The sequence below is a fragment of the Azospirillum endophyticum genome (genome assembly GCF_016595245.1).
GTDB classification, from domain to species: domain Bacteria; phylum Pseudomonadota; class Alphaproteobacteria; order Azospirillales; family Azospirillaceae; genus Azospirillum; species Azospirillum endophyticum.
Genome location: NZ_JAENHM010000007.1, coordinates 93,327 through 112,112, shown reverse-complemented (window position 1 = coordinate 112,112; position 18,786 = coordinate 93,327). Strand labels below are relative to the sequence as shown.

The following is an 18,786-nucleotide window of genomic DNA, read 5'->3' as shown; positions in this document are numbered from 1 at the left end:
GGGCGGTCGATGACGGAGAGGGGCGGGGGGCTGGACGACGAGCTGCTGTTCGGGCCGGAGGACGGCCCCGCGACGGCGGCATGCTTCCGGCGGCCGTCCGGACCACCATGGCCCGTCCTGGTCGTGGACGACGATCCCCAGGTCCACGCGATGACGGCGGTGCTCCTGCGCGATTTCGACTTCGACGGACGTCCCTTCGAAGTGGTGAGCGCCTTGTCGGCGGAGGAGGCGAAGACCGTTCTCGCCCAGCGGCCGGACCTGCCGGTCGCCCTGCTGGACGTGGTGATGGAAACCGACGACGCGGGCCTGAAGCTGGTCCGTCATATCCGGGAGGAACTGGGCAATCGTCGCTTGCGCATCATCCTGCGCACCGGTCAGCCGGGGCAGGCGCCGGAGCGGGACATCATCGTCGGCTACGACATCAACGACTACAAGGCCAAGAGCGAGCTGACCGCGCAACGCCTGTTCACCACCCTGGTCAGCGCGTTGCGCGCTTGGCGCGACATCGTGACGATCGAGCGGAACAGACAGGGGTTGGAGCGGATTCTCAGCGCTTCCGCGCCGCTGTTCGAGATGCGGCCGATGCGGGTCTTCGTCGAACGTCTGGCGGAGCAGGTCGCACAAGTCGTCGATCACGGCGGAGCGCCGGCGGTGCTGGCCTGTCGGGCGATCGAACGCGGCGACGGTCGCCGAACGATCACCGTCGTCGCGGGACTGGGGGCTTTCGCCCACGGTATCGGCATGCCGGCTGGCGACATACTGTCCGACACCGCCGCCCAGGAAGTGGCAGATACGCTGGAGACACAGTGCAATCGCTATTACGCCGATCGCTGCGTTCTGGCCTTCCGCACGCGTGAACATGGCGTAACGGTCTTCCGGCTGGAGCGTTCGGAACCCTACACAGCGGACGAGCACCGGCTGCTCGAGTTGTTTTGCAACCGCGTTGCCATCAGCTTCGACAATGTCTGCCTGTACGAGGAGCTGGTGGCGTTGAACCGCTCGCTGGAACAACGGGTGGAGGAGCGTACGGTCGAACTCGCCGCCAACCAGAAGGCGCTGATCCTGGCGAAGGAGCGGGTGGAAAGGGCACTGGAGCGCGAGTTGCTCGCACGCGACCAGCAGCGCCAGTTCCTGGGCATGGTCAGCCACGAATTCCGCACACCGCTTGCCATCATCGACAGCGCCGCACAATTGCTGGCGATGCGGGCCGGACAGGTGGAGCCCGAGATGCTGGAGCGGCTGGCGGTCATCCGCGGCAGCGTGCAGCGCCTGACCGGGCTGATCGATTCGCATCTGACCGACGAACGGCTGCAGAGCAATGCCCTCGTGCTGGAGCGGGCCGAGGTCGACCTGCCGGGGCTGATCGGCAACGTCGTCCGGCCCTTCCGCGTCGCCTATCCCGATCGCGAATTCAGGATGACCCTGGATGGACTGCCGCGGCGGGCGGAGATCGACGCCAACCTGATCGCGCTGGTCTTGAGCAACCTCGTCAACAACGCCGTCAAATATTCTGGGCCGCACGGACCGATCCACCTTCACGGCGACACCGACGGCGCCCTGGCGGTGATCGAGGTGACGGACTGCGGCCGTGGCATTCCGGAACCGGAGCTTCCCCGCCTGTTCGACCGCTTCTTCCGCGGGTCGGGCGCGTCCGGTGTGCCGGGAACCGGCATCGGGTTGCACACCGTCCAGCAGATCGTCCTTCTGCATGGCGGCGCCGTCACGGTCGACAGCAAGTTGGGCCGGGGATCGACCTTCCGGGTTTTGTTGCCGATGTGACGGGGTGACTTATGCCGACGGCTTCTGATCCTGACCTGTCGGGATCAGAAGCTTTTGCGGCATGTGCCGCCGCATCAGCCGGCGCGGATGCCGTCGATCCTGAGTTCGATTCGATGGATATCGACCGCGGCTTCTTCTGCCTCGAGGTCCGCGCCTGGGCAGCCGGACTTGTCGCAAGTCAGCTCTGTACCGCCCCCACCACCCGAATCGGCGCGGAGAAGACATAGCCGACGCCATGCACCGACTTCAGCGGAGCGGGGCCGCCGATGGCGCCCTCGACCTTATGGCGCAGGCGGCCGACCACGGTGTCGATTGAGCGGTCCTCCGGATTCCAGCGTCGATTGTAGAGTGCCTGCGAGATCTGGTCTCGCGTCGCCGGCTTGCGGGCCTGCGTGGCCAGCAGGCTGGTCAGCTTCATTTCCATGCTGGTCAGGCTGATGCGGATGCCGGCCGGGTTGGTCAGGCTCCACTCCGTGGGATCAAGCGACCAGCGCGCCTCTTCCGAGCCATCGGAGCCAGCTTCGGCCGATGCCGCGCCATTGTGGGGCTGGGTGGTCGATTCGGCGGCGCGCTCGCTCAGCCGACGCAGCAGCGATTTCACCTGCGCTTCCAACTCGCGCAGCTCGATCGGCTTCACCAGATAGGCGTCGGCGCCGATCTCCAGACCGACGACACGGTCGACGGTCGAATTCCGGGCGGTGACCATGATGATGCCGGCCCCATGGCCCTCGCGCAGCCGGGCAGCGATCTTGAACCCGTCCTCGTCCGGCAGGTTCACGTCCAGGATGATGATGGCGGCATTGCGGGTCTGTATCAGCCGGTCCAGTTCCGCCCCGTCGCGTGCGCCGATCGCATTGAATCCGCAGCTCGACAGGTATTCCACCATGTCCGACCGCAGGGAATTCTCATCTTCGACCACGACGATCGTCGGACCTGCCATGCCGTGCTCTCCCCAATCACCACACCAGCGGGTGCAACATACCCCAGAATGCCTAAAATTTTAAGCGATAGCGATGGGTTTTCGCTACTTCCGGTACTATGAAGTCACAACCTGTCACCAAAAGTGACATCTCTGTAACAGATCCGCGTAAACGGTCCAGGACTTTTAAGCGGCTCGGCTGCCGCGTCCCCCTTCCGCAGGCGGATTTGCATCCGAACGCCGAAGCGGAACACCGTGACGTCGTCACGCTGCTCGTGTCCTGCCTCGAATTGTTCGAAGGGAGACTCCAACCCGGCCTTCGCCAGCTCGCTGTTCAGGCGGTTGGGCCGGTCGCTACCACTCCGCTCGCTGCAGCAGCCGTCGCAATTTCGCCGCCCATTGCGGTCAACGATCAACAAGGGGGGCACGGGCATCGACGGTATCCCGCCGGAGCGTGCCGGAAGGAAGGGGAGGGCGGGAAGAAGGGCCGCCGCGGTCCTCGGAACCGTGCGGTCGGCCTCGTCATCGCGCCTCTCATATCGCCCGAACTGTGTCGGGCCGATCGATCTGGGTATGCCCCATGCAGCAGTGCGGGACGGGAAAGCCCCGGTTTCGGCCCGATCTCAGGCCGCCTCGGTGGCGCGCTCCTCCTGGCGGTCCGCCAGTTCGGCGATTTCACCGCCGGTCAAGGTCTCGCGCTCCAGCAGGGCGTGGGCGATGCCGTCGAGCGCGGCGCGGTCGGTGCGCAGCAGCCGGCGGGCATGTTCCATGCCTTCGTCGGTGATCCGGCGGACCTCCTCGTCGATGCGCCAAGCCGTGCGCTCGGACCGCGCGCCCGGCTCGGCCGCCGCATGGGCGACAAAGCCGATCTCCTCGCTCATGCCCCAGGCGGTGACCATCCGCCGGGCGAGGTCGGTGGCGGCGCGGAAGTCGGCCTCTGCTCCGGTGGTGACCTGGTCGGAACCGAAGGCGAGCTCCTCCGCCGCGCGGCCGGCCATGGCGACGGCGATGTCGGCCATCAGCTTGGCGCGCGAAACCGAGACGCGGTCGCCTTCCGGCAGCCGCACCACCATGCCCAGCGCACCGCCGCGCGGAATGATCGTCGCCTTGTGGATCGGGTCGGCCTGCGGGCAGCGCAGGGACACCAGCGCATGGCCGGCTTCATGGACGGCGATCAGCCGCCGCTCATGCGCCGTCAGGGCGAGGCTGCGGCGTTCGGTGCCCATCAGCACGCGGTCCTTGGCGGCCTCGTAATCCGCCATGGTGACGATAACGCGGCCCTGGCGCGCCGCCGACAGCGCCGCCTCGTTGGTGAGGTTGGCGAGTTCGGCGCCGGAGAAGCCCGGCGTGCCGCGCGCCACCGTGCGGGCGCAGACGTCGGGCGCCAGCGTCAGGCGCCCGGCATGGACGCCCAGAATGGCCTCGCGTCCGGCGACGTCGGGCAGGCCGACATGGATGTGGCGGTCGAAGCGGCCGGGGCGCAGCACCGCGGCGTCCAGCATTTCCGACCGGTTGGTCGCGGCGATCACCACCACCTCGCCACCCTCGACGATGCCGTCCATCTCCACCAGCAGCTGGTTCAGCGTCTGCTCGCGCTCGGAATGGCTGGTCGATTCACCGCGCTTGCCGGCCAGCGCGTCGATCTCGTCGATGAACAGGATGCAGGGGGCGTTGGCGCGGGCGGTCTTGAACAGGCTGCGGACGCGGGCCGCGCCCAGCCCGACGAACATCTCGACGAAATCCGATCCCGACGCGGCGAAGAAAGGCACGCCGGCCTCGCCCGCCGCCGCCTTGGCCAGCATCGTCTTGCCGGTGCCGGGGGGGCCGACCAGCAGGATGCCCTTCGGCACGCGGGCGCCGGCCATGGCGAAGCGGCGCGGGTCCTTCAGGAACTGTACCGTCTCGCGCAGTTCCTCCTTCGCCTCGTCCACGCCGGCCACGTCGGCGAAGACGGTGTTGGTATCCTCCGGCCGCACGCGGGTGGCGCGGCCCATGCCGAAGAACTGTCCGCCGCTCATCAGCAGGCCGCCGATCAGCAGGGCCACCACCAGGAAGGGAGCGACGCGGTCGAGCACGCTCACCGTCTGTGCCATCAATCCGCCGGGGCCCTCGTCGAAGGCGATGGCGACCTTATGGGCACGCATCTCCTTCAGCAGGTCGTCGGTGACCGGCATGACCACACGATAGCGGCCGCCATCGGCGGCGACCGCATGGCCGGAGCCGTTGGCGAAGGTGATGGACGCGATCTCGCCCCGCCCCGCCTGTTCGATCAGCGCGCTGTAGGTGGTCGGCCGTTCGTCCGCCCGCCGGCTGTGATCGTACCAGGCGGCGAAGCCGAGCCACGCGGCGAGCAGGGCGGCCAGGACGGCAAGTGCGATCAACGGGCGTTTCGGCAGCGTGGGCATATCGGCTCCGCGAAGGAAAAAGGGCTGGCTTTCGATCTATGCCATAGATCGGAGCATTGATGCTGGACGGTGAGGCGTCCCGGCAACCGATAAGGGCCCGCGTCCCTTCTTTGACACCGTAAGCGGTGCGTTTGCGGAATGGCTCCTTTCGGATTCTACGGAGATCTCAAGCGGTTGCCGATAGGCTTCAGTTCGGACAGTATGGTCGTCCAATCAAAGCGCGTCGCCCGCCGAAGCGCATTGCCCGCCGAAGCGCATTGCTCGAACGACAAGGACCACACCGACATGGCCGAGGCCGCCGCCGCGGCGCCCGCCCTCCAGCTGGAAGGCGTGACCTGCACCTTTCCCTCACCCGACGGCCGGGGACGCTCCTACACCGCCGTACAGGGTGCCAGCTTCACCGTCGCCGACGGGGAATTCGTATCGATCGTCGGCCCGACCGGCAGCGGCAAGTCGACGATGCTCAACGTCGCCGCCGGCCTGCTGAAACCCAGCGAGGGCCGCGCGCTCTCCTTCGGGCAGCCGGTGACCGGCATCAATCCGAAGGCCGGCTACATGTTCCAGGCCGAGGCGCTGATGCCGTGGAAATCGGCGCTGGACAATGTCGCCGCCGGGCTGGAGTTCCGCGGCGTCTCCAGGGCCGAGGCACGGCAGCGCGCGCTGCCCTGGCTGTCGCGCGTCGGGCTGGAGGGGTTCGGCGACCGCTTCCCGCACCAGCTCTCCGGCGGCATGCGCAAGCGCGTGGCGCTGGCCCAGACGCTGATCGTCGATCCCAAGATCATCCTGATGGACGAACCCTTCTCGGCGCTCGACGTCCAGACCCGCCAGATGATGGAGAACGAGCTGCTCGACCTCTGGGCGGCGGACCGCAAGTCGGTGGTCTTCATCACCCACGACCTGGAGGAGGCGATCGCCATGTCCGACCGGGTGCTGGTGCTGTCCGCCGGTCCGGGGGCCCGGCTGATCGGCGAATACCGCATCGGGCTGGACCGTCCGCGCGACGTGGCGGAAATCCGCATGACCCCGCAGTTCCTGGCATTGCACCAGGAGATCTGGGCACAGCTGCGCGATGAAGTGCTGAAGGGCTACGCCCAGACCAAGCTGCGGTGACGACATCATGAGATCCCACGCCAAACGCCTGCCCAGCCGTCCGGTCATCCTGCTGCTGCAGCTGGCCGTCCTGATCGCCTTCTTCCTGATCTGGCACGTCCTGACCGACACGAAGATCCTCAGCCCCTTCTTCTTCGGCACGCCGGGAGCGGTGCTGGCCCGCACCTGGGCCGACTTCGCCTCGGGCGTCATCTGGTACCATCTCGGCATCACCCTGCTGGAAACCGCGCTGGCCTTCATCATCGGCACGGTGGCCGGCATCGCCTTCGGCTTCTGGTTCGCCCGCGCTCCGCTGGTCTCCATCGTCTTCGACCCCTACATCAAGGCGGTCAACGCGCTGCCCCGCGTGGTGCTGGCGCCGATCTTCGCGCTCTGGCTGGGGCTCGGCATCTGGTCGAAGGTGGCGCTGGGGGTGACGCTGGTCTTCTTCATCGTCTTCTTCAACGTCTACCAGGGGGTGAAGGAAGTCAGCCCGGTGGTGCTGGCCAACGCCCGCATGCTGGGCGCCAGCTCCCGCGACCTGTTCCGGCACGTCTATCTGCCCTCGGCCCTGTCCTGGGTCTTCTCCTCGCTGCACACCGCCGTCGGCTTCGCCATGGTCGGCGCGGTGGTGGGCGAGTATCTGGGTTCCGCCGCCGGCCTCGGCTACCGCATCCATCAGGCGGAGGGCGTGTTCGACACGGTCGGCGTCTTCTCCGGCATGCTGGTGCTGACGATCTTCGTCGTCCTGATCGATGCCGCCGTCACCATGATCGAGAAACGGCTTCTGCACTGGCGCCCGCAGGACAACCACGGCGGGCAGCACTGAAATCCCATAGGGAAATTTAAAAGGGAGGCAACCAATGACGTTCAAATCGCTGATCGCGGCCGCCGCGGTCGCCCTGACTCTGGGCACGGCAGGTCTGGCCGCCGCTCAGGACAAGCTTGAGAAGACCGACATCAAGATCGCCGTCGGCGGCAAGCCGCTGCTTTATTACCTCCCGCTGACGCTGGCGGAGCGGCTCGGCTACTTCAAGGATGCCGGGCTGAACGTCGAGGTCAGCGACTTCGGCGGCGGCGCCAAGAGCCTCCAAGCGCTCGTCGGAGGCTCCGCCGATGTGGTGACCGGTGCCTACGACCACACCATCCAGATGCAGGCCAAGGGCCAGCCCATCGTCGCGGTGACGCAGCTCGGCCGCTATCCCGGCATCGTGCTGGCCTCCGTCAACAAGTCCGGCACCGTCAAGTCGGTGAAGGACCTGAAGGGCAAGAAGGTCGGCGTGACCGCCCCCGGCTCCTCCACCAACTTCATGCTGAACTATGTCCTGACCTCGCTCGGCATGAAGCCGGAGGATGCCTCGGTCATCGGCGTCGGCGGCGGCCCCAGCGCCATCGCCGCGATCAAACGCGGCGAGATCGACGCCATCGTCAACCTGGACCCGGTCATCAGCCAGGCCCAGGCCGACGGCGACATCACCATCCTCGCCGACACCCGGACGGAAAAGGGCACCATGGACGTCTATGGCGGCCCCTATCCCGCTGCCGTGCTCTACATGAAGCCGGACTTCATCAAGGAAAATCCGAAGACCACCCAGGCGCTGGCCGACGTCTTCGTCCGCACCATGCTGTGGCTGAACAAGGCCAGCACGGAGGATGTGCTGAAGGTTCTGCCGGAGGAGTATTTCCTCGGCAACAAGTCGCTCTATGCCCAGGCCTTCGAGCATTCCAAGCCGACCTATTCGCCCGACGGCCGCTTCACCCAGGATGGCGCCGATGCCGCTCTCAAGGTGCTGAAAGCCTTCGATCCGGCGGTCGCCTCGGCCAGCATCGACCTGTCCAAGACCTACACCAACCAGTATGTCGAGGATGCGCTGAAGCGTCTGCAGAAGTGACCCCTCCGCTCGCTGTCGAATACCCATAGAAAAAATGTGGGCGCGGCATTCTGTCGCGCCCTTTTTCATGCCGCACTGCCGTTAGACTGGACGAAATCGGTCCTGATTGCCCTCCCGCACAGGACCACCCATCCAGCAGCGGAGTGCCCCATGGCCGAGGTGATTTTCTATGGACTGGCCGGTTGCCCGGTGAACGCCAAGCAGAAGCAGCAGTTGAACGCCGCAGGCCATTCGCTGGTCGAGCGTGACCTCGCCACGGCCGAATTGACGGCAGCCGATCTCCGTTCCTTTTTCGGCGACAAGGACATCGACGCCTGGTTCAACCGCCGCGCCGCCGCGGTGAAGTCCGGTGCCGTCAAGCCCGGCGACCTCGACGAATCCGCCGCGCTGGCCGCGATGCTGGCCGATCGCGAGCTGATCCGCCGGCCGTTGATCCAAGTCGGCGACCGCCACGAGGCCGGCTTCGACCCCGCCACGCTCCATGCCTGGATCGGCCTGACCTCTACGGAAAGCTGCGACGACAAGCATGCCCGCGGCCAGTGCGACCACGGCCACCAGCATTTCGTCAAGGCGCCGGCGGCCTGAGGACCTTCACTCCGGCGGCACTTCGCGCGGTTTGCGGTCCTCGCCGATGGCGACGTAGGTGAACATCCCCTCTGTCACCTTGATCGGGTCGGAGCCGGAGCGCTCGCGCCGTACCCAGGTCTCGATGCGGACGCGGATCGACGTGCGGCCGACCTTCTCGATCCGGGCGAAGCAGCTGACCTCGTCGCCGACGAAGACCGGCTTGTGGAAGGTCATCGCCTCGATGCCGACGGTGGCGACGCGGCCATGGCTGCGCCGCACCGCCACCGTGCCGCCGGCCAGATCCATCTGGGCCAGCAGCCAGCCGCCGAAGATGTCGCCGTTGGGGTTGGTGTCCGCCGGCATCGCAATGGCCCGCAGTGCCGGGCCGTTGTCGAATTCGTATCCGTCCGCTGCGCTCATGCTTCCTCCGCCGTCACGAAAATTTCGTCCACAAAAGCTTGTGGCAACGCAGTATAAGCGGCACAGGATGCGCTTGCGCACCCCTGACGAAATTCCTATCATCCCATCATGAGCGATCTTTTCGAGAACACGGCCCCCAAGGCCGACAGCTATTCCGCCCAGGATATCGAAGTCCTGGAGGGGCTGGAGCCCGTCCGGCGTCGGCCGGGCATGTATATCGGCGGCACCGACGACCGTGCGCTGCACCATCTGGTGGCCGAGGTCCTGGACAACGCCATGGACGAGGCGGTGGCCGGCCATGCCAGCCGGATCGACCTCGAACTGGGCGCCGACTATACGGTGATGGTGCGCGACAACGGACGCGGCATTCCCATCGACGACCACCCGAAATATCCGGGCAAGTCGGCGCTGGAGGTCATCATGACCACGCTGCATTCGGGTGGCAAATTCTCCAACAAGGTCTACCAGACCTCGGGCGGCCTGCATGGCGTCGGCCTGTCGGTGGTGAACGCCCTGTCAGACCGGCTGACCGTCGAGATCGCCCGCGAAAAGCAGCTCTACGTCCAGGACTACAGCCGCGGCCTGCCGCAGGGGCCGCTGGCCCACCGCGGCAACGTCAACCGTCGCGGCACCACCATCCGCTTCCACGCCGACCCGGAAATCTTCGGCGAGACCGCGCATTTCGAGCCGCACCGGCTGTACCGTCTGGCGCGCTCCAAGGCCTATCTCTACCGCGGCGTCGAAATTCGCTGGAGCTGCGACCCGGCCCTGCTGTCGGTCGACGCCACCACGCCGGCGTCGGAGACCCTGCATTTCCCCGGCGGGCTTCAGGATTACCTGAACGCCGCGCTGAAGGACCGCAAGACGCTGACGCCGGCCGCCTTCGCCGGCGCGCTCGACTTCCCCAACGGCCAGGGCCGGGTGGAATGGGCGGTGGCGTGGCCCGACGACGACGAGGGCTTCTCCCACACCTACTGCAACACCGTCCCGACTCCGCAGGGCGGCACGCACGAGGCGGGCTTGCGCACCGCGCTGACCCGCGGCCTGAAGGCCTATGGCGAGCTGACCAGCAACAAGCGCGCCGGACAGGTCACCGCCGACGACGTGATGGGCGACGCCTGCGTCCTGCTCTCGGTCTTCATCCGCGAACCGCATTTCCAGGGCCAGACCAAGGAGAGGCTGGTGACGGCGGAGGCGCAGCGCCTCGTCGAAACCGCGGTGAAGGACCATTTCGACCATTGGCTGTCCGGCGACCCGCAGAGCGCCAACGGCCTGCTCGAACGCCTGATCGAAAAGGCGGAGGAGCGGGCGCGCCGCAAGCAGTCGAAGGAGATGACGCGCAAGTCGGCGACCCGCCGCCTGCGCCTGCCCGGCAAGCTGGCCGACTGCTCGCGCAACTCCCCGGAAGGCACCGAGCTGTTCCTGGTTGAGGGCGATTCGGCCGGCGGCTCCGCCAAGCAGGCGCGCCAGCGCGAAACCCAGGCCATCCTGCCCTTGCGCGGCAAGATCCTGAACGTCGCCAGCGCGTCGGTCGACAAGATGAAGGCCAACCAGGAGCTGAACGATCTGACCCAGGCGCTGGGCTGCGGTATCGGCAAGGATTTCTCGACCGACAAGCTGCGCTACGAGCGGGTCATCATCATGACCGACGCCGACGTCGACGGCGCCCATATCGCTTCGCTGCTGATGACCTTCTTCTACCGCGAGATGCCGGGCCTGATCCAGGAGGGCCACCTCTACCTCGCCCTGCCGCCGCTCTATCGCCTGAGCCACGGCAACAAGCAGGTCTACGCCCGCGACGACGCCCACAAGGACGAGCTGCTGTCGAAGATGTTCAAGGGCAAGAAGCCGGACATCAGCCGCTTCAAGGGCCTGGGCGAGATGATGCCGGCCCAGCTGCGCGACACCACCATGGACCCGTCCAAGCGCTCGCTGCTGCGCGTGGTGGTCCCCAACGCCGCCGACCCGGAGGAAAAGCCGGAATGCGAGCGCACGCGGACGCTGGTGGAGGACCTGATGGGCAAGCGGCCGGAGCTGCGCTTCAAGTTCATCCAGGACAACGCGAAGTTCGTGAAGGCCGACGACATCGACGTTTAGGCGCCGGAGTTTCCGCCAATTCGACTGTTGAAGGAGAGGCGGCGTGGATGGATGGTCCAGCTGCCGGTCCGCTCGCCCCGGACCACGACGGTCCCCATATCGGGGAAAACGCTCTCAACGGACGGATTCGATCATGCGCCTGCTCCCATCGCTCGCCACCCTTCTGCTGGGCGCCTCGGTTCTCGCCGCCTGCACCAACGAGCGGGTCGTGGCGAGCGAACCGTCATCCGCCTATACGCGGAGCGAGGTGTCCTATGCGGCGGGGAACCGCGACCTGCGGGTGGTTCTGCACGGCAATCCCTTCGGCCTGCCGCCCGACCGTTTCGCCGCGACGGTGCTGCCCCACATGCAGGACCGCGTGCTGGGCGTGAAGACCAATCTCACCACCACGCCCAACGACACCGCCCGGCGCGACTACAAGGTGGTCCTGGCCTTCAACGTGGCGGAGAACATGCTGAACTCCTCCCTCTGCACCGAGGGGCCGATCCCGACCTCGCCGCCGGGTGGACCCATCGTCGTGCAGGGCGCGTTCTGCCGGTCGGGTGGCGCGCTGACCTCGGCCACCGGCTGGCTGGACCGGCCGCAGGGACCGGACGATCCGGATTTCCGCAGCCTGATCAGCGATATGACTTTCTCGCTGTTCCCCAGTCAGCGGGCCGACCTGATCTGTGGGCGGCCGGATTGCTGAGGCCGGGTTGTTGACGCGGGATTGACGGGGGCGGTCAGTCCCGCAGCAGCCAGTCCCGCAGCAGCGCGGTGACCGCCTGCGGCTGCTCCATCGCCGACAGGTGGCCGCAATCCTCGATCGGTACCAGCCGGGCGCCGGGGATGGCGTCGGCCATCTCCTCGTGCAGGGTGGGCGGCGTCAGGACATCCTGGCGTCCGCAGATCACCAGCGTCGGGCAGCGGATGGCGGCAAGGGCCGGACGGCTGTCGGGCCGGCCTATGATCGCTTCCTGCTCCCGCGCATAGCCGTCGACGCCCACCCGTTCCATCTGCGCCAGGACGGAACGGACGAAGGTCTCGTCGGCCAGGCGGTCAGGATGGATCAGGCGGGGCAGGGCGGCTCGGATGACCTGTCCGTAGCGTCCCTGTCGGGCGAGCGCCACCGCCTCCCGCCGCGTTGCCGTCGCCTCCGCCGTGTCGGGGCGGGCGTTGGTGTCGAGCAGGGCAAGCCGCTCCACCCGCTCCGGTGCGCGGCGCAGGATCTCCAGCGCGACATAACCGCCCATCGACAGGCCGGCGACGGCGAAGCGCTCCGGTGCTTCGCGCAATGCCTTGTCGGCCATCGCCGCGACGGAGGAGCAATCCGACAACTCGACGACCTGCGGGGCGGCGACCTCGCCGAGATGGCGGATCTGATGGTCCCAGAGCGCGGCGTCCAGCGGCATGCCGGGCAGCAGGATCAGGCCAGGGCGGCGTTCGGACATGCGGCTTCTCCTGCGCTCACTTGACCAGCGCGCTGATGACCTTGAAGACCGGCGTGCCGGCCCGTTCCATCCACTCGAACAGCACCATCTCGGTGGTGACGATGGTCACGCCGGCGTCCCGCATCCGCTCCAGCGCCATGGCATGGTTGGCGGGGGTGCGCGACGACACGGCATCGGCCACCAGATAGACCGCGTGTCCCTGCCGGCGGAGCCCCAGCGCCGTCTGCATCACGCAGACATGGGCCTCCGTCCCGCACAGCACGATCTGCGAGCGGTTCAATTCCCCGACCGCCGCGTTGAAGGCCGGCTCTCCGGTGCAGCCGAAGGTGATCTTCTCGATCACCGGAGTGCCGGCCGGCAGGTCGGCGCGCACCGCCTCCACCGTCGGCCCCAGGCCGCGCGGGTATTGTTCGGTGACCAGCACCGGCACCGACAGGGCGGCCGCCGCCTTCAGCAGCATTCCGGCGTTGCGGACGACGCGGCCGGATTCGTGGATGGCCGGCAGCAGCCGCTCCTGCACGTCGACCACCAGCAGCACCGAGTCCTGGGCACGAAGAATCATCGAATGCTCTCGACCGTTCCATTTGAAGCAGGCAGCCCCCGGGCGGGGTGCCGGCAAGCGTCGCGACTCGCGGCGCTGCCGGGGGACAGCGTAGCGCAGGGAGCGGATTTCTCCAACGCGGCGTGTTTTCGCGCCAATTTTCGGTAACGGAACATCGGATCTATTGACATGCAGCTTTGACTTCCTATTCTTTCGCCTCATCCAGGCATCGGGCGTCGGACGCTCGATTTGCGCACTCCAGAACAGAAACAGGTTGGATGCTTTTTTCGGAACTTGGGCTTGGCCCTGACGTCCTGCGCGCTATCGAGGACAAGGGTTACACCCAACCGACTCCCATCCAGGAACAGGCAATTCCCTGTGTCCTGCAACGCCGCGACGTGCTGGGCTGCGCGCAGACGGGCACCGGCAAGACGGCGAGCTTCACCTTGCCGATGATCAGCATCCTGGCGTCGGGCCGTGCCCGCGCGCGGATGCCGCGGTCCCTGATCCTGGAGCCGACGCGCGAGCTGGCCGCCCAGGTGTCGGAAAGCTTCGAGACCTACGGCAAGTACCACAAGCTCAGCATGGCGCTGCTGATCGGCGGCGAGACCTTCACCGAACAGGTGAAGAAGCTCGACCGGGGCGTGGATGTGCTGATCGCGACTCCAGGTCGTCTCATCGACCTGTTCGAGCGCGGCAACATCATGCTGAACGACATCAAGGTCTTCGTCATCGACGAAGCCGACCGCATGCTCGACATGGGCTTCATCCCGGATATCGAGCGTATCGTCAGCAAGCTGCCGAAGAGCCGCCAGACCCTGTTCTTCTCGGCGACCATGCCGCCGGAAATCCGCCGCTTGGCCGACGCCTTCCTGAACGAGCCGGTTGAGATCTCCGTCGCCCCGCCCGCCTCGCCTGCGGAAACGGTGACGCAGGCGCTGTCGCTGGTCCACGAGATGGACAAGCGCAGGGCGCTGCGCCATCTGCTGCAGACCGAGGACGTCAAGAACGCTTTCATCTTCTGCAACCGGAAGCGCGACATCGCCGTGCTGCAGAAGTCGCTGGAGCGCCACGGCTTCAATGTCGGCGCGCTTCACGGCGACATGGTGCAGTCCAAGCGCACCGAGACGCTGGAGCGGTTCAAGCAGGGCGAGATCACGCTGCTGGTCTGTTCCGACGTCGCCGCCCGTGGCATCGATGTCCAGGGTCTCAGCCACGTCTTCAATTTTGACGTGCCGCTGACCCCCGACGACTATGTCCACCGCATCGGCCGTACCGGCCGCGCCGGCAAGCAGGGGCGCGCCTTCATGCTGGCCACGCCGGATGACACCAAACTGGTCGGCGCCATCACGCGCCTTATCAAGCGGGAGATTCCCATGATCGCCATCGACGGCCTGGAGACGGCCGAGTTCGGCGAGGAGGACGGCACCTCCCGTGGGCGTGGTCGCGGCCGTGGTGGCCGTAGCGCCAGGTCGGAGACGCGTCCGCCCCGTGGTGACCGTGAAGAGCGCGCCCCGCGCGAGGAAAGCGCGCCTCGTGAAGAGCGCGCCGCCCGCGAGGAGCGTCCCGTTCGCGAAGAACGTCCGGTTCGTGAAGAACGCCCCATGCGTGAGGAGCGTGCCGCCCGCGAGGAGCGTCCGGTGCGTGAGGAACGTCAACCCCGCGAATCGCTGGCCGCCGCCGAATCCCGCCGCAGCAACGAACCGCGCCGCGGTGGTGACCGTGATCGCCGCCGCCGCCGCGACGAGGATGACGACGATGTGGCGGTGATCGGTTTCGGCGACCACATGCCGGCCTTCATGCTGCGGTCGGCCCGCCCGCGTCCGTCCTCCCAGACAGAACCGTCGCAGGAGGGCTGAGCCCGTGCAGACCATCTTCGTCATGGTCAAATGCGATCTCGGCAAGGCCTATGGTGTCGCCGATCAGGCCGTCCAGCTGGTCGAACAGGTGTCGGAGGTGCATTCCATCTCCGGCCAGTACGACCTGTTGATGAAGTGCTACCTGAAGCAGGACGACGACATCGGCCGCTTCGTGACCGAGCACGTCCAGACCTTGCCGGGAGTACGCGATACCTTCACGCTGATTGCGTACAAGGCATTTGCGTAGGGGCAGGGTGGTTTGGAAGGAAAAAGGCCGGGCAATGCGCCCGGCCTTTTTCATTGCGGAACCCGGTCACTCCGTCGGCCCGCACCCGGGCCCCACCCCGGGATCGCCGGCGAAACTCCCGTCGTCCGCCTGCTTGTCCGCGCCGTAGTCCGGATTGGTGCCCGCCGCCAGCGCCGCCAGCCGATGGGCCGTCGCCACATGGGCCTCGCGTTCGACCGCGCGGTAATGGTCGATCACCTGTTCGCCGAACGCGGTCAGCACCGTGCCGCCGCCATGCTTGCCGCCGACCGCCGCACTCACCACCGGTTCGCGGAAGATGCGGTTCAGGTCGTCGACCAGCAGCCAGGCCCGGCGGTAGGACATCCCCAGTTTCCGCCCGGCGGCGGAGATGGAGCCGGTCTCGCGGATTCTTTCGAGCAGCGCGATCTTGCCCGGACCGATCGAACCGCCGGTTTCGAAGTCGATGCGGATCCGCATGCGGGTCATGGCCTTGGGCTCCGCCATCACCGCTCGGCCATTTCCAAACCGGCGCCGCTCCAGGCCCCGGTGCGGAAGAATCCATCGATCCGTTCGCGCCACGGGTCGATGTCCAGCCCGGCTGCCGCCAGCCAGTCGCGGTTGAAGTAGGTGCCCATGTAACGGTCGCCGGGATCGCAGATCAGCGTGGCGACGCTGCCCTGCCGACCGTCGCGCATCATCCCGGCGATCAGCTCAATGGATCCCACCAGATTGGTGCCGGTGGAGCCGCCGCAGGCGCGGCCCAGCCGCTCGCGCAGCACCCAGGCCGCGGCAATGCTGGCGGCATCCGGCACGCGGATCATCCGGTCGATGACCGTCGGCTGGAAGGACGGCTCCACCGTCGGACGCCCGATCCCCTCGATGCCCGATCCGCGGCCGACGCAGGCCTTGGGGTCGTTGTCACGGAAGCCGTCGAAGAAGGCGGAATGTTCCGGATCGGCGACGCAGACGCGGGTCGGCAGCCGGCGATAGCGCACATAGCGCCCGAAGGTGGCGGAGGTGCCGCCGGTGCCGGCACCGCAGACGATCCAGTCCGGCACCGGATGCGGCTCCTGCGCCAGCTGCTCGAAGATCGACTGGGCGATGTTGTTGTTGCCGCGCCAGTCGGTGGCGCGTTCGGCGTAGGTGAACTGGTCCATGAAATGGCCGTCGCACTCTTGGGCCAGCCGCTGCGCCTCGGTACAGACATCCGACGCCCGCTCCACCATATGGCAGCGGCCGCCGTAAAACTCGATCTGCGCGATCTTGGCCGGCGAGGTGTTGCGCGGCACCACGGCGACGAAGGGCAGTTCCAAAAGCTGGGCGAAATAGGCTTCCGACACCGCGGTGGATCCCGACGACGCCTCGATCACCGTCGTGCCCGCCCGGACCCAGCCGTTGCAGATCGCATAGAGGAACAAGGATCGCGCCAGCCGGTGTTTCAGGCTGCCCGTGGGATGGGTCGACTCGTCCTTCAGGTAGAGCGTGATCCCCGGCGCCGCCGGAATCGGCAGCCGCAGCAGGTGGGTATCGGCGGAGCGGTTCACATCCGCCTCGATCCTGCGCAGCGCCTCGTCGAGCCAGCCGCGGCGGTCGGATGAGAGAGGGGGGACGGCGGGGAAGGGGGCGGTCATGGAAGTCTGTCCGTCGATTGGCCGACCTCATCCATAGCGCGGATTGTTGCCGAATGCATCCGGTGCGGTGCCGTTCCGGCGGCTGCTCTTCAGCCCTGGCGGATGCGGGCGACGAAGGCCGAGACTTCGCCCAGCATGCGGTCGGCCCGCTCACCGACCGAGCGGGCCGCCGCGGCGACCTCGGCCGAAGCCTGGCCGGTGGCGGTGGCATGGCTGCACACCTTCGTCAGGCTGTTGGAGACCGAGGTGACGCCCTGGGCGGCCTCGTTCACGTTCTGGCTGATGTCGCGCGTCGCGGCTCCCTGCTCCTCGATGGCGGCGGAGATGCTGGAAGCGACGGTGTTCACCGTCTCGATGACGCCGCCGACCCCGCGCATCGCTTCGACGACGGACGAGGTGGCGTTGGTCATCGCCGCGATCTGCGCCTGGACGTCGTCGGTGGCTTTGGCGGTCTGGTTGGCGAGGCTCTTCACCTCGTTGGCCACCACCGCGAAGCCCTTGCCGGCCTCACCGGCCCGGGCGGCCTCGATGGTCGCGTTCAAGGCCAGCAGGTTGGTCTGTTCGGCGATGGAGCGGATCAGGTCGACCACCTCCACCGTGCGCTTGGCGACGCCGTCCAGCTGCTCGATCAGGGCGTAGGTGCGGCGCACATCCTCCACCGCACGGGCGGAGCCGGTGGTCGACTCGGCGATTTGCTGGGCGATCTCCCGGATGGAGGCGGCCAGTTCCTCAGTGGCGCCGGCCACCGCCTGCACGTTGCCGGATGTCGTCTCGGCGGCTCGGGCGGCGACGTCCATCAGGCTGGTCGTCTGTTCCGCACCGCTGCTCATGGCGCCCGACGTGTGGGTCAGCCGGCCGGCGGATTCGGCGACGGCCTGGACCAGCGCGCCGACCGTGCCCTCGAATTCGTCTGCCAGACGGGCCATGGTGGCGCGGCGGGCCTCTTCGGCTTCCCTCTCCAGCGCGGCGTGACGGCGGCGCAGGTCTTCCGCTTCGATCGCACTGAGGCGCAGGGTCTCGACCGAGCGGGCAAGCGCTCCCACCTCGTCGCCCCGGTCGGTGCCGGCAACCCGGGCGACCAGATCGCCCTTGGCGATGCGGCCGGTGGCGGTGGCGATGCCGTCCAGCCCCATGCCGATGCGCGACACGAGGCGGAAGCCGACCAGCCCCAGCAGCAGCGCCGCCGCCACCGTCACCGCCAGCGTCTCGATCAGCGTGCTGCGGAAGGCGGCATCGACCTCGTCGATATAGACGCCCGTGCCGATCATCCAGCCCCACGGCTCATAGATCGCGGCATAGGCCAGTTTCGGCATCGGTTCGGTCCCACCGGCCTTGGGGAAGTTGTAGATCAGGGTTCCGTCGCCGGTCCGCGCCGAGTCGATCAGTCCGCGGATGACGAGAACGCCGTTGCTGTCCTTGAAATCCGCCAGCTTGCGGGTTCCTTCCAGGTCGGGGCGCACCCCGTGGAAGACATTGGTGCCGTCGAACTCGTAGCCGAACATGTATTCGTTGCCGAAAAAGCGCAGGGCACGCAGGGCGCCCTTGGCGCGGATCTGCGCCTCCTCCCGGCTGAACTCGCCCTTGGCGGCGCGCGCGTCATAGGCCTTGATGATCGACAGCGATGTCTGCACCACCGCCTGGATCGAATTGCGGTAACCCTCGACCATGGTTTCGCGCTTCGACGTCGCGGACCAGATGCCGGCCACCAGGATGGTGACAAGGAACAGCCCCTGCAGGATCAGGAGCTTTGTCTTGATGCTGTGAAATTTGCCGATCATCGCCCGGTTCCACTTCAGATGCGACGACGCCACCCCAGGATGGTGCATGTGGCCGTCCGCACTTGAAAATATCTAATTTAGAGATCGCTTATGCCGAAGTCTGGTTCACATGCGCAATCCCTAATCTCGGCT

17 protein-coding genes are annotated in these 18,786 nt (G+C 67.1%); 9 read left to right on the top strand and 8 right to left on the bottom strand.

Going from position 1 to position 18,786, the window contains the following annotated elements:
• Positions 1-9 precede the first annotated feature (9 nt).
• Complete coding sequence (locus JHL17_RS02095; RefSeq protein ID WP_200190399.1) at positions 10-1,779, top strand: hybrid sensor histidine kinase/response regulator; 1,770 nt, start codon at positions 10-12, stop codon at positions 1,777-1,779.
• Between the two features lie 178 nt (positions 1,780-1,957).
• Here the strand turns inward: JHL17_RS02095 and JHL17_RS02090 are convergent, their stop codons facing one another.
• A complete protein-coding gene (locus JHL17_RS02090) occupies positions 1,958-2,719 on the bottom strand; it encodes a response regulator transcription factor (RefSeq protein ID WP_200190398.1) in 762 nt (253 codons plus the stop codon).
• A 602-nt stretch (positions 2,720-3,321) separates the two neighbouring features.
• Positions 3,322-5,103: an ATP-dependent zinc metalloprotease FtsH gene (gene ftsH / locus JHL17_RS02085; protein WP_200190397.1), complete on the bottom strand. Its 1,782-nt coding sequence runs from the start codon at positions 5,101-5,103 to the stop codon at positions 3,322-3,324.
• A gap of 285 nt (positions 5,104-5,388) precedes the next feature.
• Between ftsH and JHL17_RS02080 the strand changes: the two genes are divergently transcribed.
• From JHL17_RS02080 to JHL17_RS02065, 4 genes are all read left to right on the top strand, one after another.
• Complete coding sequence (locus tag JHL17_RS02080; protein ID WP_200190396.1) at positions 5,389-6,213, top strand: ABC transporter ATP-binding protein; 825 nt, start codon at positions 5,389-5,391, stop codon at positions 6,211-6,213.
• A gap of 7 nt (positions 6,214-6,220) precedes the next feature.
• The gene (locus JHL17_RS02075; RefSeq protein ID WP_200190395.1) at positions 6,221-7,021 is read left to right on the top strand and encodes an ABC transporter permease; all 801 of its coding nucleotides are present in this window, start codon (positions 6,221-6,223) and stop codon (positions 7,019-7,021) included.
• A gap of 34 nt (positions 7,022-7,055) precedes the next feature.
• On the top strand, positions 7,056-8,084 hold the full coding sequence (locus JHL17_RS02070; RefSeq protein WP_200190394.1) for an ABC transporter substrate-binding protein: 1,029 nt from the start codon (positions 7,056-7,058) through the stop codon (positions 8,082-8,084).
• A 150-nt stretch (positions 8,085-8,234) separates the two neighbouring features.
• Complete coding sequence (locus JHL17_RS02065; RefSeq protein ID WP_200190393.1) at positions 8,235-8,669, top strand: ArsC/Spx/MgsR family protein; 435 nt, start codon at positions 8,235-8,237, stop codon at positions 8,667-8,669.
• 6 nt (positions 8,670-8,675) lie between these two features.
• On the opposite strand, the gene JHL17_RS02060 is transcribed toward JHL17_RS02065, so the two are convergent.
• Positions 8,676-9,071, bottom strand: coding sequence for an acyl-CoA thioesterase (locus JHL17_RS02060; protein ID WP_200190392.1), 396 nt, complete (start codon positions 9,069-9,071; stop codon positions 8,676-8,678).
• 108 nt (positions 9,072-9,179) lie between these two features.
• Here JHL17_RS02060 and parE point away from each other — a divergent pair, with 108 nt between their 5' ends.
• The gene (parE, locus tag JHL17_RS02055; protein ID WP_200190391.1) at positions 9,180-11,168 is read left to right on the top strand and encodes a DNA topoisomerase IV subunit B; all 1,989 of its coding nucleotides are present in this window, start codon (positions 9,180-9,182) and stop codon (positions 11,166-11,168) included.
• Positions 11,169-11,301: 133 nt separating this feature from the next.
• Complete coding sequence (locus tag JHL17_RS02050; protein ID WP_200190390.1) at positions 11,302-11,856, top strand: hypothetical protein; 555 nt, start codon at positions 11,302-11,304, stop codon at positions 11,854-11,856.
• A gap of 34 nt (positions 11,857-11,890) precedes the next feature.
• Here JHL17_RS02050 and JHL17_RS02045 read toward each other — a convergent pair whose 3' ends face one another.
• A complete protein-coding gene (locus JHL17_RS02045) occupies positions 11,891-12,598 on the bottom strand; it encodes an alpha/beta fold hydrolase (RefSeq protein ID WP_200190389.1) in 708 nt (235 codons plus the stop codon).
• A 16-nt stretch (positions 12,599-12,614) separates the two neighbouring features.
• On the bottom strand, positions 12,615-13,160 hold the full coding sequence (locus JHL17_RS02040) for a hydrolase (RefSeq protein WP_200190388.1): 546 nt from the start codon (positions 13,158-13,160) through the stop codon (positions 12,615-12,617).
• Positions 13,161-13,417: 257 nt separating this feature from the next.
• On the opposite strand from JHL17_RS02040, the gene JHL17_RS02035 reads away from it, so the two are divergent.
• Both JHL17_RS02035 and JHL17_RS02030 read left to right on the top strand, forming a co-directional pair.
• On the top strand, positions 13,418-14,998 hold the full coding sequence (locus JHL17_RS02035; protein ID WP_200190387.1) for a DEAD/DEAH box helicase: 1,581 nt from the start codon (positions 13,418-13,420) through the stop codon (positions 14,996-14,998).
• Between the two features lie 4 nt (positions 14,999-15,002).
• Positions 15,003-15,245, top strand: coding sequence for an Lrp/AsnC ligand binding domain-containing protein (locus JHL17_RS02030; RefSeq protein ID WP_200190386.1), 243 nt, complete (start codon positions 15,003-15,005; stop codon positions 15,243-15,245).
• A 66-nt stretch (positions 15,246-15,311) separates the two neighbouring features.
• Here the strand turns inward: JHL17_RS02030 and JHL17_RS02025 are convergent, their stop codons facing one another.
• The 3 genes from JHL17_RS02025 to JHL17_RS02015 all read right to left on the bottom strand — a co-directional run bounded on the left by JHL17_RS02025 (position 15,312) and on the right by JHL17_RS02015 (position 18,702).
• The gene (locus tag JHL17_RS02025; protein WP_200190385.1) at positions 15,312-15,731 is read right to left on the bottom strand and encodes a winged helix-turn-helix domain-containing protein; all 420 of its coding nucleotides are present in this window, start codon (positions 15,729-15,731) and stop codon (positions 15,312-15,314) included.
• Between the two features lie 17 nt (positions 15,732-15,748).
• Positions 15,749-16,876, bottom strand: coding sequence for a PLP-dependent cysteine synthase family protein (locus JHL17_RS02020; RefSeq protein WP_200190384.1), 1,128 nt, complete (start codon positions 16,874-16,876; stop codon positions 15,749-15,751).
• Between the two features lie 89 nt (positions 16,877-16,965).
• Positions 16,966-18,702, bottom strand: a complete 1,737-nt coding sequence (locus JHL17_RS02015; RefSeq protein ID WP_200190383.1) for a methyl-accepting chemotaxis protein — start codon at positions 18,700-18,702, stop codon at positions 16,966-16,968.
• Positions 18,703-18,786 lie beyond the last annotated feature (84 nt).

What these genes read in the sequence shown, in the direction of transcription:
- JHL17_RS02050 (WP_200190390.1), top strand. Translation starts at nt 11,302, where the DNA reads ATGCGCCTGCTCCCATCGCTCGCCACCCTTCTGCTGGGCGCCTCGGTT.
- JHL17_RS02090 (WP_200190398.1), bottom strand. Translation starts at nt 2,719, where the DNA reads ATGGCAGGTCCGACGATCGTCGTGGTCGAAGATGAGAATTCCCTGCGG.
- JHL17_RS02095 (WP_200190399.1), top strand. Translation starts at nt 10, where the DNA reads ATGACGGAGAGGGGCGGGGGGCTGGACGACGAGCTGCTGTTCGGGCCG.
- JHL17_RS02020 (WP_200190384.1), bottom strand. Translation starts at nt 16,876, where the DNA reads ATGACCGCCCCCTTCCCCGCCGTCCCCCCTCTCTCATCCGACCGCCGC.
- JHL17_RS02080 (WP_200190396.1), top strand. Translation starts at nt 5,389, where the DNA reads ATGGCCGAGGCCGCCGCCGCGGCGCCCGCCCTCCAGCTGGAAGGCGTG.
- ftsH (WP_200190397.1), bottom strand. Translation starts at nt 5,103, where the DNA reads ATGCCCACGCTGCCGAAACGCCCGTTGATCGCACTTGCCGTCCTGGCC.
- JHL17_RS02045 (WP_200190389.1), bottom strand. Translation starts at nt 12,598, where the DNA reads ATGTCCGAACGCCGCCCTGGCCTGATCCTGCTGCCCGGCATGCCGCTG.
- JHL17_RS02060 (WP_200190392.1), bottom strand. Translation starts at nt 9,071, where the DNA reads ATGAGCGCAGCGGACGGATACGAATTCGACAACGGCCCGGCACTGCGG.
- JHL17_RS02015 (WP_200190383.1), bottom strand. Translation starts at nt 18,702, where the DNA reads ATGCACCATCCTGGGGTGGCGTCGTCGCATCTGAAGTGGAACCGGGCG.
- JHL17_RS02040 (WP_200190388.1), bottom strand. Translation starts at nt 13,160, where the DNA reads ATGATTCTTCGTGCCCAGGACTCGGTGCTGCTGGTGGTCGACGTGCAG.
- JHL17_RS02065 (WP_200190393.1), top strand. Translation starts at nt 8,235, where the DNA reads ATGGCCGAGGTGATTTTCTATGGACTGGCCGGTTGCCCGGTGAACGCC.
- JHL17_RS02025 (WP_200190385.1), bottom strand. Translation starts at nt 15,731, where the DNA reads ATGACCCGCATGCGGATCCGCATCGACTTCGAAACCGGCGGTTCGATC.
- JHL17_RS02070 (WP_200190394.1), top strand. Translation starts at nt 7,056, where the DNA reads ATGACGTTCAAATCGCTGATCGCGGCCGCCGCGGTCGCCCTGACTCTG.
- parE (WP_200190391.1), top strand. Translation starts at nt 9,180, where the DNA reads ATGAGCGATCTTTTCGAGAACACGGCCCCCAAGGCCGACAGCTATTCC.
- JHL17_RS02035 (WP_200190387.1), top strand. Translation starts at nt 13,418, where the DNA reads ATGCTTTTTTCGGAACTTGGGCTTGGCCCTGACGTCCTGCGCGCTATC.
- JHL17_RS02075 (WP_200190395.1), top strand. Translation starts at nt 6,221, where the DNA reads ATGAGATCCCACGCCAAACGCCTGCCCAGCCGTCCGGTCATCCTGCTG.